Source organism: Amycolatopsis bartoniae (genome assembly GCF_014191255.1).
Taxonomy (GTDB): Bacteria; Actinomycetota; Actinomycetes; order Mycobacteriales; family Pseudonocardiaceae; genus Amycolatopsis_E; species Amycolatopsis_E bartoniae.
This window is the reverse complement of record NZ_JACHWH010000002.1, coordinates 337,144-350,351: the sequence shown is the minus strand read 5'-3', so window position 1 is coordinate 350,351 and position 13,208 is coordinate 337,144. Positions and strand designations below refer to the sequence as shown.

Below are 13,208 nucleotides of genomic sequence, written 5' to 3'. Positions count from 1 at the left end.
GTTTACATCTACGGCTGACATCAGTTCTCAGCCAGCCGGTTCATCTGCTGGGCCAGTCGTCGCTTCGCCTCGTCGAGCACGTGCCCGTAAATGTCGGCCGTCGTCGAGATGGACGCGTGGCCGAGCAGCTCCATGACCTCACGGATGGTCGCTCCGTCCAGGAGCAGCAGCGTCGCGCAGGTGTGGCGCAGGTCATGTACCCGGTTGCGATCGATCTTGGCGTTCTTCAACACGCGGTCGAGCATCGTGTTGACATTCCGAGGCTCAATCACCCTCCCCGTTCGGGTGATGAACACCAGGTCGTCCGGCTGCCCCGGTGCCGGGTTCTGGTGGACGGACATCCGCTCTGCCGTCGATGTCCGGTGCGCACGCAGCGCGACCAAGCAGACCTCCGGCAGGTAGACCTCCCGGCGTGAGCGCTTCGTCTTCGGCTGGCCGAAGATGAGCCTCCCGCGCACCCGCTGGACCGTGCGCCTGACGCGGACCTCGCCCGTCATCAGGTTGATGTCGGACCACGCCAGTCCCAGCACTTCACCCTTTCGCAGACCGGTCGTGATCAGCACGAGCCAGAGCGCATACAGCCAGTGCGTCGCGACGTACCGCAGGAAGCGCCGAGCGTCGGTCTCCGACATCGGGCGTACCTCGAAGTGATCACGCGAAGGGGCTTTCACCAGCGTGGTGACGTTCCGGCCGATCAGCTCCTCCCGGACGGCGTTGTTCAACGCACCGCGCAGGACCTCGAAGATGTTCTGGACGTAGCGCGCCGAGAGATCCTTACCGTGCACTGTCTTTGCCTTGCGTAGCTGCGCCAAGAACTTCCGCACGTCCGCCGGTGTCAGCGCGTTGAGCTTCTTGCTGCCGAGCTTGGGCTTGATGAACCGCCGGATCACCACCTCGTAACCCGAGTAGGTAGATGGCCCGCGCTCGACCTGGACCACATTGTCCAACCAGTAGTCGAGGTAATCGCTCAGCTTCATTGACGACGAGATGGACGGCAGCCCCTTGCGGTTGTTGTCCAGCAGCTCGATTCGCTTCTCGTTCGCCTCCTCCCAGGTCTTGCCGTAGACGTACTTCCGCTCGCGTGTGCCGTCGACCGCGAGCACGTAGACAGCCGCGTGATAGCGGCCGTCCTTGCGCTGCACGATCGTTCCCATGCCGTTGGCCGCACGCTTGGTCATCACGCAGCCTTGTCTATAAGGGACTCCACGTAGGCGTCGATCGCCGTGCGCGGAATCCGTCGTGCGCCGAAGACCTTGACCGACTGGAGCAAGTCCAGCCGAATCAAGTCGTAGACGCGTGTCCGGCCGATCCCGAGCAGGCGGGCGGCTTCGTCGACACGGAGCAAAATGGGTTCCACTGGTTCACATCCTTCCTCGGTCGGTTGCTTCGATTTCTTCTCGTGCGACGCGCCGCCGTTCTCGCGCCTTGGCTGCAGCCGTGTTCGCCAGGGCGGCGTCACCGATGGTCAACCAGCCGACGCCGTCGAAGATCCAATCCAGGGTCACTTCGGCTTGATCCCCGAGCTGGTCGAGGTCGGCCGGCGGGGTGTCCTCGGGGTGCTCGCCTCGTTGGAAGGCCCGGCGGACCGCTCGGAGTGCGCCGAGCGTCGTGGAGTAGCGGCGGCTTTTGGTGGAGAAGTGGCCGCCGAAGCCGAGCATGTGTGCCCATTTCTGGAGGCGGCCCCAGCCCTCATCCCAGGCTTTCCGCTGGGCTTCGGAGGTGTAGTAGAAGGGGCGCTTGCCGAGGTACCAGCAGGCGACGAGCTGTCGGGCCTGGTGCGTGTCCTGGTCGGCGTAGATGCTCGCGGTCCGGTCGGTAAGCCGCCGGGACACGAGCCCGGCTTCTTCGGTGGCTTTGGTGGCGTACTTGGCGAGATACGCCGCGACGGCAGTCGAGGTGAGTACGCCGTGGTCGTCGTGATCACCGGCATTGAGGTGGACCCGGCGGATGTCGGTCTGCTTGCCCCAGGTCAGGGTCCAGCCGGTGCGATGCCGGGGGTGGGACGCCGTGGTGAAGCGCGTGAGGGTCGCAGCGGTGGCGATGTGGCTGCTCAGCAGCTCCGGCGTGATCGAAACATCCGGCGCCACGATGCTATCCCGGTCTTCCGGGTCGACGCCATCGAGCCGGATCAGGGCGTGGAAGTGCACGGTCCCGCGCCGCTGGTATTCGGCCACCTTTGCGTACGAGAGCCGCACCCGAACGCCCCGGGCCTTGGCAGCGGAAGCGAGAAGCCGGTTCAGCGTGATCGTGGTGCGCCGCCACAGCTCCCCGACGTGGAAGTTCCACACGGCTTGCGCGTCGTAGTCGTAGCAGTCCCGGCACAACGGTTCCCCGACACGCGGGTCGTCCTCGGTGTGCCGCTCCCGGCATTCGGTCGAGCGGCCGTGCGGGCACAGTGGCGCGTATCGACGAGGGCGGCAGGGGCGGACCCCGTTCGAGCCGACCACGCGGGCGTGCACGGTGCCGAACGCGGGTGCGGTGAGGGTGACGAAGAAGCACGGGTGCTCGGTCACGGTGTCGGGTACGCCCTTGCCGCCGACGAGCCCGGCCTTGACGAGCTGGTACGTGTCCGCTCGGTAGGTCTCCGCGCAGGCCGGGCAGACGGAGGCACGGCGGTTCTTGCAGGCGACGTACAGCAGCCCGTCCGGCATGTCGTCGGTCGGTTGCTCGGTGGTGCCGTCGTCCCAGGTCGCTTCCAGCCGTAGCCGCACGGGCCGGGAGCAGGCAGCGGCGGGCATGACGTGCGCTAGCCACCACCGGTAGTCCGGCTGGGAGGCGCGGGAGACAAGCTCGGCAACGGCTCCCAGCCCCACCACGGTTTTGGTGGTGGGGCTGGGAGTCATGGTCGAGACGGTCATTGTCAGGCGGTGAACAAGTAGGCGTAGGTGTCGATGTCGGCGGTGGTGGCCCAGCGGAAGCCGTTCACGAGTTCGCCCGTCGGGTTGTAGGTGGGCAGCAACGCCGACGGGTCGAAGGCTTCGATGGGCAGCCCGACGAACCGCGGAGAGCCCGGCGCGTGTGCGAGCCGAACCACGTCGACCGCGCCGCCGGGGGCTGAGACGAACACCCAGACGTGATCCGGGCTGGTCGAGATGGGCATGGTGGGGGTGAGCACTGTGGACAGTCCGCTCCTGTGAGACGAATACGGTAATGGTGGATCAGGCGACGGTTTTCTTGCTGCGTAACCGTTGCGCGTAATCCACAAGCGAATAGATCTGCGCATCAGTGAGATACGCGGTCTTCATGCGCCGAGGCGTGCCGCCTTCGGCCAGGAGCAGCGCGACGCCGCGTTCCTCCGGTGCGATGGTGGAGGCGTCGTAGCCCTGACTGGCCCAGCCACGGCCGAGGATGATGTCCGACGACGAGTCGGTGGTGCAGCGGTAGGCCAGGCGGTAGCCGAACAGGTCCCGCAGTGAGGTCGGGATGATGTCGGCGGACGGCCGCTGTGTCGCCGCTACGACGATGACTCCGGCAGCGCGGCCGCGTGCTACGAGGTCACGCAGCAGCCGGACGAAGGTGTCCTGCTGGTCCTTGCTGCCCATCGTGGCGGAGAACAGGGCAAGCTCGTCGATGACGAGCATGATCACGTCGATCGGGTCGCGGCGGTCGATCTTGCGGCGCCGCACACGGTCGAGTTCCCGGTACCGGCGGTCCATCTCCGCCTGCAACCGCTCCAGCGCCAGCAACGCGGCTTCGATATCCGGGCCCACGAACAGGTCGGCCACGTCGCGCCACAGGCCGAGTTCGACTTGCTTGCCGTCGAACAGCCACAGCGACAGGTTCGGGGACAGTGCCCCGTGCGCGACGATGTTGTTCAGCCCGACGGACTTGCCCGCGCCCGGTTCCCCGGCGAGCAAGATGTTCCGCCAGATGAGTTCGATATCGACGCCGTGCCCGTCCTCGTAGATGCCGAGGTGCACGGGATCGTAGATGGACAGGCCAGCGACGGGAATCGTGTCCTTCTTCGACATCACGCATTCCTCAGTCGATGTAGTCGGACAAGTCGTCGCCGTTGACCACGGCCGGACGTTCGGTCTTCTTCTCCTTGACCGGCAAGGGCGTAACCGTGGCGCCGGTAATCGGCTCCGCGTTCTCCTGGACACGAGCACCCAACAGCGAGCCGAGCTTGCCCAGCGGCGAGTCCAGCGGAGTCGACTTGTCGAGCGGGTCGCGTCGGATGACATCGACCGCGAACAGGGTCGAGAGCTTGCGCACCTTGTGCAGGCGGGCGTCACGGGCAAAGCAGGCCGGAGCGATGTACTCCAGCGCCTCTTCGATGTCCCCGGACGAGGAACCGGCACGCGTCCACAGCCAGACGCGTTCGCCGGTCTTGGTCGGCCGGGCCCACAGCATGAACGGCAAGGCGCCGTCCAGGTTCATCGTGCGCGCCCGTGCCTGTCGCAGGCAGGTTCGCAACCGGTGCCGGTCAACGATGCACCAGAACCGCCCGTAGACGAACCGCCGCGAAGGCGGAATCACCACGATCACGACGGTCACGCCGCCGAAGATCAGCCACGCGACGACTGGGCCGACCTCGTGTCCGAGCCAGATCCTGGCAGTCACAACGAGCGAGACAATCAGGATCTCGGCACGCCAGCGCACGAGGACGCCGACGACGAGCACGACCCACGAGTGCTTCGGGGTGTGCCACACTTCCATCACGTCGAGCCGTCGCGCCCCACGCGGACGGCGAATAGACTTGGCCACGACTCTCGCACCTCCAGGGCGAGTTGTGCCGAGAGGCACGGGGTCCGGGCAGGAACCGCCAAGAACCAGACCGGTCCCCGTGCTTCCTCGGATGCGTTACTGAGCTTCGAAGATGTCTGACTCGTTCAGACCGTGTCGGGCCACGATGTAGCGCGCCCGTGCGACGCAAACCTTGGCGTCGATGATGTCGTACTCGCGGCACAGCGCTTCGTACTCATTCCACAGCCGATCACGATCGGACTGTGGCAGGGATTTCGAGCACAGCCAGGCTTCTGCCTTGTCCTTGCAACGCATGTTGATTGCCAAGCGAACGACGGCGAACCGTCGATACGTCTCCCAAAGTCGTTGAGTATCAGGACGTTCAGGGTTGTTCATCGTCATGCTCCCGCCGAAGAACCGGACTTCGAGCCGGGGGCAGCCTTGATGTCGGTAGCGCGGAAAGCCACACCGTTGCGGCCGTTCTGTGCCCACGGAATCGCCTGCAACTCCACCGGGGTGACAAGGGAACCAATCGCGACCTTCGGCGGCTGCGGAGCCGCCACGGTCACGGTGATCACCTCAGCCCCGCCGTTGTCCATGGCAACCAGTTGCACGGACCACATGGGAATGTTGGTGCTGCGCTCGACTCGCTGCACGCCGTTCTGGTCGGTCTTCGGCTGAGCCTCACGGCCCACCGTGAACGTCACCTGCGAAGTGTCGATCATCAATCGCATCTCTACTGGCCTCCAAGGCAGTTACTCGGTTCAGGCGCCCGCGCGGTGTATCGCGGTAGATCGCGGTGCGCCGAACCAAGATGCCTCTGGACGCGGGGACCACTTCACCACAACGAAGGACTTCTCAGGACGTCCTAGACGTCCTAAAGTCGTCCCTATGCGGAACGAACGGCTGCGCGACGCTCTGACAGCCGCCGGAGTGTCGACCGACGTCCTGGCCGAAGAGCTTGCCGTGGACCCGAAGACGGTCGAGCGTTGGATCACGAAAGGCCGTGTGCCGTACCGGAAATACCGCAGCCGGATCGCGGCACGGCTGCACACCACCGAGACCTACCTGTGGCCGGACGCGCTCAGCGGCGAGGAAGCCACGACGGTCAGCCAGTCGGAGCTGGTGACGTTCTTCCCGCACCGCAATTCGGTACCGACCGAGCTGTGGGATCGGGTCATCAACGACGCGACGGAGCGGATCGACCTCGTGATGCACGCGGCACTGTTCCTCGTGGAGCGTCCGAACTTCGTCAGATCACTGGTACAGAAGTCCCGAAAAGGATGCAGCATCAGACTCGCCTTCGGTGACCCCGCCAGCCGGGAAGTCACGCGCCGCAGCGAGGAAGAACGACTCGGCAAGCACACACTCGCCGGACGTATCCGCAACGCGCTGGCGTTCTACCGGCCGCTGTTCGAGCTGGCCGAGCCGGAAATCCGATTTCACCGCACGACCCTGTACAACTCGATCTTCCGCTTCGACGACGAGATGATCGTCAACACGCACGTGTACGGCATCCAGGGCGCGCACGCCCCCGCGATGCACCTCCGGCGCCTGTCGGCGGGCAGCCTGTTCGACACCTATGCCCAAAGCTTCGAAGAGATCTGGCGCACCTCCAAGCCCGCAACCCTGGAAGAGGCCAACCTTGACGCGCACTGACTACTTCAACGACCCCAACGCCCCAGCCGCGAACAGCATCGGCGTCGCCGTCAGCGCCTTCACCCTCAACGAGCGCGGCGAACTGCTGATGATCCGCCGCACGGACAACGACCTGTACGCGCTACCCGGCGGGAACCTCGAACTGGGCGAGACACTGAGCGAGGCCGCCGTGCGGGAGGTGCGGGAGGAAACCGGGATCGAGGTCGAGGTGACCGAGCTGATCGGGGCGTACTCGAACCCACGGCACGTCATCGCCTACGACGACGGCGAGGTGCGGCAGGAGTTCTCAATCTGCTTCCGCGCCACGCCTACCGGCGGTGATCTCCGCACCAGCTCCGAGAGCAAAGAAGTCTACTGGGTGCCGCGCGATGCGATCGGGGACCTCAACGTGCACCCGTCAATCCGGCTACGCATCCAGCACGGCTTCGAGAACCGTCAGTCCGCGTTCTTCACGTGAGCGGCCAATCGGGCTTCAGTGCGCTCGACGGCTCGTAGCCGCTCCGGCCACGACAGGTCGATTGCTTTGCTGACCGCGTGCTCGGGGCCGTAGCGCTCCTTGACTTCAGTCATGCGCTCGATGAAGGTCAGCGTCTCGCCGTCCGGGCCGGTGGTCATGTCCGCCCACCACAACGCATCACGCTCCGGTGTCTGCTCGTCCTCGTAGTCGGCCAGCAGATGGGTCAGCCCGACGACCTCCGCATCCTGGTAAGCCGCGGAATGGTGGGCGACGAGGTTCACCAGTCGAGACGGGGTGCCGATGCTGGCGAGGTACCGAGCCCCGTCGATCGGATGGAAGTTCAGGGTCGCCAAGTCAGGGGCATAGCCGACATCGTGCAAGAGCGCGGCGACCTCGACCAGCTCAGCGTCCAGCCCCGGAACGGACTGGAGTCGACGGGCCTGCCGGGCGACTCCTTGGACGTGGGCCCAGCGACGCGGAAGCGAGTCCGCGAGCTTGCGGGCGGCGATGTCGTGCGCCCAGCTCACCAGTGACACCGGCGCAGACTACCGAACACGAGGCCACCACGGCTGACTTCGCTGCGCGAGCAGGCTGGACGTGGTGTCGCCGGCCGCGATCCAGTCCCGGGCATCGCGGTCGATCCAGCCCGCCACGTCGAGCGACAACGCAAGCAGGTCGCGCAGAGGCCGGTTGTGGATGGGCTCGTGATGCCCGATGCGGTTGCGCAGCAGATGCAGCTCGGAGACCGCCCGCTCGACGTCCGCCCGTCGCTTGCCGGGGAAGGCCCGGTACATGCAGTAGCGCCAGAGCGTGCCGTCATAGCGCCGGGCGAGCAGGAACCGCCAGAACCCGAGGTTCAGCTCCGCCACCACACGACCGGGTGTCTCTGCCCTGCCAGTGCGCGTGCCCCGGCGGATGGCCTCACGGATGTCGCGGCGTGTCCGGTCGCTGACGAGCGGATCTACCGCCACGTACCAACGATCGGTCCCGTACTGCTGCTGCGACCAAGCGGCCAGCTCACGGTGCAGCGCGTTGCGAACCAGCACCTCGACGTGTCCGAGGGTGCGCCAGAAGGCGGCCGAGACCTCCGCGTTCCACTCGTAGAGGGCAACCGCGTCGCGCTGGTCACGGACCGCCGTTCGGTACGGCGTCAGACGATCGTGGGAGAACCACGATTCGAGGTGACTCAGATCAGGCATCGTGTACCATCATCTACGAAGACCCCGGCACGCCTCTGATTCAAGCGGCCGGGGTTTTGGCGTGTCGGGGGCATGGGCTTCACACCCGCTGCGAATCGTCTGCGCGGTCCGGCGCTGACCAGTGCTCTTCCTGACCCACCGGTTCCGCCTGCATCTGGAACGCCTCCAGCGGGCTGACGTACGTGCCCTTGCTCCTGATCACCCGGACGAACCCCCGCTGCTTCAACAGCCGGACAGCATGCCGGGCGGTCCCCAGTGACACCCTGTACTCCTCCGCAAGCTCCCGCTCCCCCGGCAACGGCCGATTCGGCTGAAGCTCGCCCGCCCTGATCCGGGCCTCGATATGCGCGGCCATCTGCTCATACAGGTAACCCGCCGGGTCAGGCACGAACAGGATCGACATGGAACTACCTCCGCTTGGTTGCAGTCGGACCTCAACTGCCGCCAACCGTCAGTCCAGCTCGATCCCCATCGGCGCCGGATCGCCAAGCAGGCCATGAGCTGAACACGAGCCACGGTGCGGCCCCGCCCCGCAGGGGACGGTCAAGCGCCGTGCACCACGCGGGAGTCAGGCCCGCCGCACCAGGACGCACCGCCAGAATATCCCATCTTGGGATATGGGCAACTACTGCGGTGGCCTGACTATGTGGAGAAGTCGATCTACTCGGCCGAGTACCAGCAGGTATGCGAGCTACTACGCCAGCTCCGGCACGAGGCAGGGTTGACCCAGGTCCAGGTGGCCGAGGCACTCGGGGTGCCTCAGTCGTTTGTGAGCAAGTATGAGTCCGGGCAGCGCAGGCTTGACGTGGTGGAATTGAGGCATGTCGTAGATGTACTCAACACGACTTTGATCAACTTTATGGAGAGTCTAGAGGGAAGATGGAAAATGGGTTAAGCGATCATTGGAAACGGCGTGGGTGCGGCAAAATCAACATGCGCACGATCAATTGCCGTAGATGTTTTTCAGGGCGTTATGTGCTAGTGGTAACTCTGCCTCCGCGCACGAAGCTGACTCATTTCGGTAGGCTGCATAAATTTCAGGCGAATGCACATGCTGCATCCATAGGCTGAAGAAGCCCGCGCTACGCCAGCCATCTCGATGCCCCAATTTAACTTGCAACTCAACGCGATGTTCAATCGCTTCAAACTGAAAAGCGTCGCCACTAGATGAGAATTCGAAGAAATAGGTGTCGGCCGAGTTTCCCTTGATTACGAAGGTGGCGGGTAGAGAGGAGAGGTCATCGGTCCGCGGATCTATTTGAGTGCGCAAGTTTTCCCAGCGCATGAAAAGTACCGAATCATTCCCTCCTGTTATTGCAAGCTTTAGATCTTGTATCACCAGATGCTTCGGCCCGGTATTCGAGATGACGATGGGAAGTCGAAGTAGCACCTCCGACCTGGATATGTACATCGCGAATGAGTGCGGTGCGAAAGTTTTAAGTCGCCCTGTTCTTGAGTTCATCCACCAGAAGGACGCAATTGTAAACGCTAGAGCGCAGCCGGCGGGCACCCACGATGCAATCAGGTTTTGGCTTGTCATAAGACACTTTCCTCTGCTGAATCGCTGGTCGCGAACGCAAGCGCTGAACCTTCGTTACGGATGTCCGCCTCCAGACTTCCTTCTTACTTGCCGGTGAATTTTCCGGTCAATTCAATGAACTTTTCAATGATCGTCAGTTCGCTGCTCTCTTTGGCGCTGGCGTTCTCGACGCGAGTTTCCCAGGCGCGGCCAAACATGCGATCAACAAATTCCATCTTTGCCTGTTTGACGCGTTCTTCATCGTTGACGTCCGCTAGGAAAGTTCCGATTGTGCCTAACTCAAGTTGCACTCGCTTGTTCGTTCCGGCGCGAGATATCGCTGCTGACGCGACACGGAAGGATACTCCTGCGGCGACTGCTGCGGTCACTGTGACTCCAAGCTTCAACGATACATATTGCCAAGAAGGAGTCGAAATTATCGAAATCTGCCCCAGTGTTTGAATTAAATGCCAGGCAACGAAACCGAGGATCCCAAAACCCAGAAAGTAGAAAAGTATTCCTGAGACCCATTCTCTCGTAGAATAGGAACCATAGTCCTTTGCGAGTATTGCGGCAGTAGCTTTTCCGGAAACTTTCTCGACGTCTTTATGAAGCTTTAAGATATCCTGAAGCGTGGCCTCTGCTTCATTCTTTGCTGCACTAGTGGCATCCAGGCTAGGTTTTGCCAGTTCTGTCATATTGTCGCCTTGCTCCTTTATCCATTGCTCGAACTCCTCTTGGCGGCGGCGTTGAGACTCGGAGAAGGCTTCATTAGACGTAGTTAAGGCTGAATCCAGCCTGCTTTCGTCGGCAGAAATCTTGTTTGTTAGTTTACCGACCTCGTCCTCTAGTTCGGACAGTCGCGTTTGGGCTTGATGCTGTCGAGCCTGATCCAGGTTGGCCTGGTTGCTCAGTTCGTGGCCCATATCCTTAAGCTGCGAGCGCAGGTCATCAATTGCCTTTTCTGCTAGCCTCCGATATTCCTTGAAGGTTCGGTTTGCCTGTGCGGCTGCACCGCCTTTCGCAGTTATAATTGGCCATGAACCGTATAGATTCAGAACCTGATCTAGATGAGAGTTCATATTATGAAGATGTTGTACATTCGAATTAGATTTGTAGTTCCGTAGCTCGGTTGCAGCATTTTCCAGATTGGCCCGCGTGTTGTTCAGTGTTACTATCGCATAAGGAATCGGGTCGACAGGATCTGCGTGGCTAAGAATGGCGGACGTGGTGTACCGTGCTGTCTCCATCAGTATCGACGGAACACCGGGAGACACTTCCTCCACTAGGTCCTTCATCTGTCGAGTTGTGTTCCATATTGGATGTTCGTTGAACGTTTGTTGATCCATGTCATGCCTATCCTGCCTGTGAAGCACGCATTGGTGCCGTGAGAACTTTCCTTACGTCTTCAAGCCGCCCTACCGGGCGGGCGCGCGGGCCGAACTGGCGCGCGGTCGAGCCGTGCCGCTCCGCTGGGCTCGACCGCGCCGAACGCCGTCGGCCACCGCTCGCGGGGTGGGCGCATGAGAGACGTAGGAAGTGACACCGGCAGGCGGGCGCCGGAACGGCCAACTTCCCCGCGATCGCCGGATGGTCAAAGCCGGGACGGGCGCCGTCAACCCCGCTGCGCGCCGGTCACGCCCCGGGTGGCCACTCTGCGTCCGGCAAGTCACGGAACGTAGATCGCCGGGTGGGCGTGATCGGTTACAGGGTTGACGGCGCCCGTCCCGGCCTTGGGCGGCTGTGGATCGCGGGAAAGGTGGGGCCTGGTTGGTGGCCAGCCGGACCCGCGTGCCGCCGGTCGCCCGGGCGCGGCTGACATCCAAATCTGACATCAATCGGTGCGGACATCCGTGAACAACGGCGAGCCAGAGCGGACGCCCGAGCCAGCGAAACAGCAGCTCAGCGGCAGGTCGGCCGCACACACCACATAACTGTTAACCGAAGGGTTGTTGGTTCGAGTCCAACCGGGGGAGCGAAAGCCCAGGTCATCGACCTGGGCTTTTTTATTTGCTCGAACTCAGCAGGCCCGACCCGCCAGAAACCCGCCACTTTCGTCACGCGCCGGGCTCCTCGTCGAACATCCGCTCCAGGGCTTGCGCCGACGCGTCGTTGGCTACCCTGCGCTTGCGGTAGTGCTTGTCCGCGACCTTCTGGGTGTTGCCGAGCTGGTCCGCGATCGCGCTCAAGGGCAGGTCCGCGTCGTCGAGGACCGAGGCCACCGTCTTGCGGAAGACGTGTGATGTGACCCACCGGTAGCCGATCTCGGCGAACGCTTTTCTCTTTCACCACCACCCTAGCTTGCTAGCATGCTACCCTCCTACCATGCCCGCCGGGGAAGTGAAGCAGTTCAACGTCTACCTGCCGCTCGACCTGATCAAGCAGGTGAAGCACCACGCGATCGAGGAGGGGCTCTCCCTCTCCGCCCTGGTGACCGACGCGCTGCGGGCCTACCTCGACGACTCCCGCAGGCAGCGATCTTCCGACTGAACGGAGCTGACCATGTCCACCGAAGGCGTCCAGGCCGTCTTCCTCGAGACCCACAACTGGGGCAAGGCCGCGAAGTTCTTCCAGTCACTGGGGTTCGAGCTGGAATTCGCCACCGACCACAACTCCGGGCAGCTGCGCAACGGCACCGGGCCGTCCCTGTTCATCGCCGAGGTGCCCGAGGACCAGGAGACCCGGATGCGGCTCGTCCTCGGCACCACCACCGAGGACACGAATCTCGACCTCGTCCAGCCCTTCGAGGACACCCACTACGGCACGAGGGAGGCCGTCGTGCGGGACCCGGACGGGCGCGAGTGGATCCTGCAGGCCCGATGAACGCTCCCGAGCACACCGCCGCACGGGTGGCGCTCTGGCGGGCCCTGCACGTCCTCCACGACGCACCGCCGCACGTGTTCGACGACCGGGTCGGGCTGCGGCTCGTCGCGCCCGGTGACGACTGGCGTGCGCGGCCCGACATGGATCCCGTCGCCACCAAGGGTTTCCGCGCCGGCGTCGTCGCGCGTGCCCGGTTCGCCGAGCACCTCGTCACCGAGCAGGTCGCCGCGGGTGTCCGCCAGTACGTCCTCCTCGGCGCCGGCCTCGACACCTTCGCCCAGCGCAGGCAGGACCTGGACGTCCGGATCTTCGAGGTCGACCAGCCCGCCCCGCAGGCCTGGAAACGCAGGCGGCTCCTCGAACTCGGCTACGGCATCCCCGCCCGGCTCACCTTCGTGCCGGTCGACTTCGAGACCGACCTCTGGTGGGAGAAGCTCGCCGCGGCGGGCTTCGACGCCACCGAACCCGCCGTCGTCGTATCCGCCGGGGTCAGCATGTACCTGACCAGGGCCGCCACCGAGGCCACCCTGCGCCGGGTCGCCGCCTTCGCCCCGGGGTCCACACTGGTCATGACGTTCCTGCTGCCCGCGGACCTGCTCGACGAGGCCGACCGCCCCGGTCTCGAAATGGCGATGCGCGGGGCGCGAGCGGCGGGCACGCCGTTCCTCAGCTTCTACCGGCCCGAGGAAATGCTCGCGCTGGCAAGGGAAACCGGTTTCCCGACGGCCGAGCACGTGTCCCTCGCCGAGCGCTACTTCGCAGGCCGGCCGGACGGTCTCGCACCGTCCACAGGGGAGGGTCTGCTGGTCGCCGGGACAGCGGGGCGGCAGGGGACAGCCACCCGGTGAATCCCCTGCCGCCCCGC

General features: G+C 63.9%; 20 protein-coding genes. 6 read left to right on the top strand and 14 right to left on the bottom strand.

The features are described 5' to 3' along the window. Positions 1 to 20: 20 nt before the first annotated feature. The 8 genes from FHX82_RS13525 to FHX82_RS13490 form a co-directional block, all read right to left on the bottom strand. Positions 21 to 1,178 carry a tyrosine-type recombinase/integrase gene (locus tag FHX82_RS13525; RefSeq protein WP_145937627.1) on the bottom strand — a complete coding sequence of 386 codons (1,158 nt, stop codon included), beginning with the start codon at positions 1,176 to 1,178 and terminating at the stop codon, positions 21 to 23. Then, positions 1,178 to 1,357: a helix-turn-helix domain-containing protein gene (locus FHX82_RS13520; RefSeq protein WP_145937628.1), complete on the bottom strand. Its 180-nt coding sequence runs from the start codon at positions 1,355 to 1,357 to the stop codon at positions 1,178 to 1,180. Before FHX82_RS13520 ends, FHX82_RS13525 begins: the two co-directional genes overlap by 1 nt. Positions 1,358 to 1,361: 4 nt before the next feature. Beyond that, positions 1,362 to 2,843 (bottom strand): replication initiator, encoded by a 1,482-nt coding sequence (locus FHX82_RS13515; RefSeq protein ID WP_145937629.1) that lies wholly within the window; start codon positions 2,841 to 2,843, stop codon positions 1,362 to 1,364. Between the two features lie 17 nt (positions 2,844 to 2,860). Continuing rightward, entirely contained in the window at positions 2,861 to 3,100 is a 240-nt protein-coding gene (locus FHX82_RS13510; RefSeq protein ID WP_221215900.1) for a hypothetical protein, read from the bottom strand. Positions 3,101 to 3,158: 58 nt separating this feature from the next. Next, positions 3,159 to 3,971 (bottom strand): FtsK/SpoIIIE domain-containing protein, encoded by an 813-nt coding sequence (locus FHX82_RS13505; RefSeq protein ID WP_145937630.1) that lies wholly within the window; start codon positions 3,969 to 3,971, stop codon positions 3,159 to 3,161. Between the two features lie 10 nt (positions 3,972 to 3,981). Next, entirely contained in the window at positions 3,982 to 4,623 is a 642-nt protein-coding gene (locus FHX82_RS13500; RefSeq protein ID WP_229880870.1) for a hypothetical protein, read from the bottom strand. 180 nt (positions 4,624 to 4,803) lie between these two features. After that, positions 4,804 to 5,082: a hypothetical protein gene (locus FHX82_RS13495; protein ID WP_145937631.1), complete on the bottom strand. Its 279-nt coding sequence runs from the start codon at positions 5,080 to 5,082 to the stop codon at positions 4,804 to 4,806. A 2-nt stretch (positions 5,083 to 5,084) separates the two neighbouring features. Further along, positions 5,085 to 5,411 (bottom strand): hypothetical protein, encoded by a 327-nt coding sequence (locus FHX82_RS13490; protein ID WP_229880868.1) that lies wholly within the window; start codon positions 5,409 to 5,411, stop codon positions 5,085 to 5,087. A 166-nt stretch (positions 5,412 to 5,577) separates the two neighbouring features. On the opposite strand from FHX82_RS13490, the gene FHX82_RS13485 reads away from it, so the two are divergent. Both FHX82_RS13485 and FHX82_RS13480 read left to right on the top strand, forming a co-directional pair. Continuing rightward, positions 5,578 to 6,345, top strand: coding sequence for a DUF5919 domain-containing protein (locus FHX82_RS13485; protein WP_145937633.1), 768 nt, complete (start codon positions 5,578 to 5,580; stop codon positions 6,343 to 6,345). After that, positions 6,332 to 6,802: an NUDIX hydrolase gene (locus FHX82_RS13480; protein WP_145937634.1), complete on the top strand. Its 471-nt coding sequence runs from the start codon at positions 6,332 to 6,334 to the stop codon at positions 6,800 to 6,802. The genes FHX82_RS13485 and FHX82_RS13480 overlap by 14 nt, the downstream gene beginning before the upstream one ends. Here the strand turns inward: FHX82_RS13480 and FHX82_RS13475 are convergent. From FHX82_RS13475 to FHX82_RS13465, 3 genes are all read right to left on the bottom strand, one after another. After that, on the bottom strand, positions 6,781 to 7,338 hold the full coding sequence (locus FHX82_RS13475) for an HD domain-containing protein (protein WP_145937635.1): 558 nt from the start codon (positions 7,336 to 7,338) through the stop codon (positions 6,781 to 6,783). The genes FHX82_RS13480 and FHX82_RS13475 overlap by 22 nt on opposite strands. Positions 7,339 to 7,347: 9 nt before the next feature. Next, the gene (locus FHX82_RS13470; protein WP_145937636.1) at positions 7,348 to 8,001 is read right to left on the bottom strand and encodes a hypothetical protein; all 654 of its coding nucleotides are present in this window, start codon (positions 7,999 to 8,001) and stop codon (positions 7,348 to 7,350) included. 79 nt (positions 8,002 to 8,080) lie between these two features. Continuing rightward, positions 8,081 to 8,404, bottom strand: coding sequence for a winged helix-turn-helix domain-containing protein (locus FHX82_RS13465; RefSeq protein WP_183176626.1), 324 nt, complete (start codon positions 8,402 to 8,404; stop codon positions 8,081 to 8,083). A 114-nt stretch (positions 8,405 to 8,518) separates the two neighbouring features. Here FHX82_RS13465 and FHX82_RS13460 point away from each other — a divergent pair, with 114 nt between their 5' ends. Then, complete coding sequence (locus FHX82_RS13460) at positions 8,519 to 8,896, top strand: helix-turn-helix domain-containing protein (protein ID WP_308431589.1); 378 nt, start codon at positions 8,519 to 8,521, stop codon at positions 8,894 to 8,896. A gap of 48 nt (positions 8,897 to 8,944) precedes the next feature. Here FHX82_RS13460 and FHX82_RS13455 read toward each other — a convergent pair whose 3' ends face one another. From FHX82_RS13455 to FHX82_RS13445, 3 genes are all read right to left on the bottom strand, one after another. Next, positions 8,945 to 9,286, bottom strand: coding sequence for a hypothetical protein (locus FHX82_RS13455; protein WP_145937638.1), 342 nt, complete (start codon positions 9,284 to 9,286; stop codon positions 8,945 to 8,947). Positions 9,287 to 9,624: 338 nt separating this feature from the next. Then, positions 9,625 to 10,818, bottom strand: coding sequence for a DNA recombination RmuC family protein (locus tag FHX82_RS13450; protein ID WP_145937639.1), 1,194 nt, complete (start codon positions 10,816 to 10,818; stop codon positions 9,625 to 9,627). Positions 10,819 to 11,577: 759 nt separating this feature from the next. Beyond that, positions 11,578 to 11,742 carry a hypothetical protein gene (locus FHX82_RS13445; protein ID WP_183176625.1) on the bottom strand — a complete coding sequence of 55 codons (165 nt, stop codon included), beginning with the start codon at positions 11,740 to 11,742 and terminating at the stop codon, positions 11,578 to 11,580. 103 nt (positions 11,743 to 11,845) lie between these two features. Between FHX82_RS13445 and FHX82_RS13440 the strand changes: the two genes are divergently transcribed. From FHX82_RS13440 to FHX82_RS13430, 3 genes are read left to right on the top strand one after another with little or no spacing between them, the layout of a single operon-like run. Continuing rightward, a complete protein-coding gene (locus FHX82_RS13440) occupies positions 11,846 to 12,010 on the top strand; it encodes a ribbon-helix-helix domain-containing protein (RefSeq protein ID WP_145937640.1) in 165 nt (54 codons plus the stop codon). A 12-nt stretch (positions 12,011 to 12,022) separates the two neighbouring features. Further along, positions 12,023 to 12,343 carry a VOC family protein gene (locus FHX82_RS13435; RefSeq protein WP_145937641.1) on the top strand — a complete coding sequence of 107 codons (321 nt, stop codon included), beginning with the start codon at positions 12,023 to 12,025 and terminating at the stop codon, positions 12,341 to 12,343. After that, positions 12,340 to 13,191, top strand: a complete 852-nt coding sequence (locus FHX82_RS13430; RefSeq protein WP_145937642.1) for a class I SAM-dependent methyltransferase — start codon at positions 12,340 to 12,342, stop codon at positions 13,189 to 13,191. Before FHX82_RS13435 ends, FHX82_RS13430 begins: the two co-directional genes overlap by 4 nt. Positions 13,192 to 13,208: the final 17 nt, after the last annotated feature.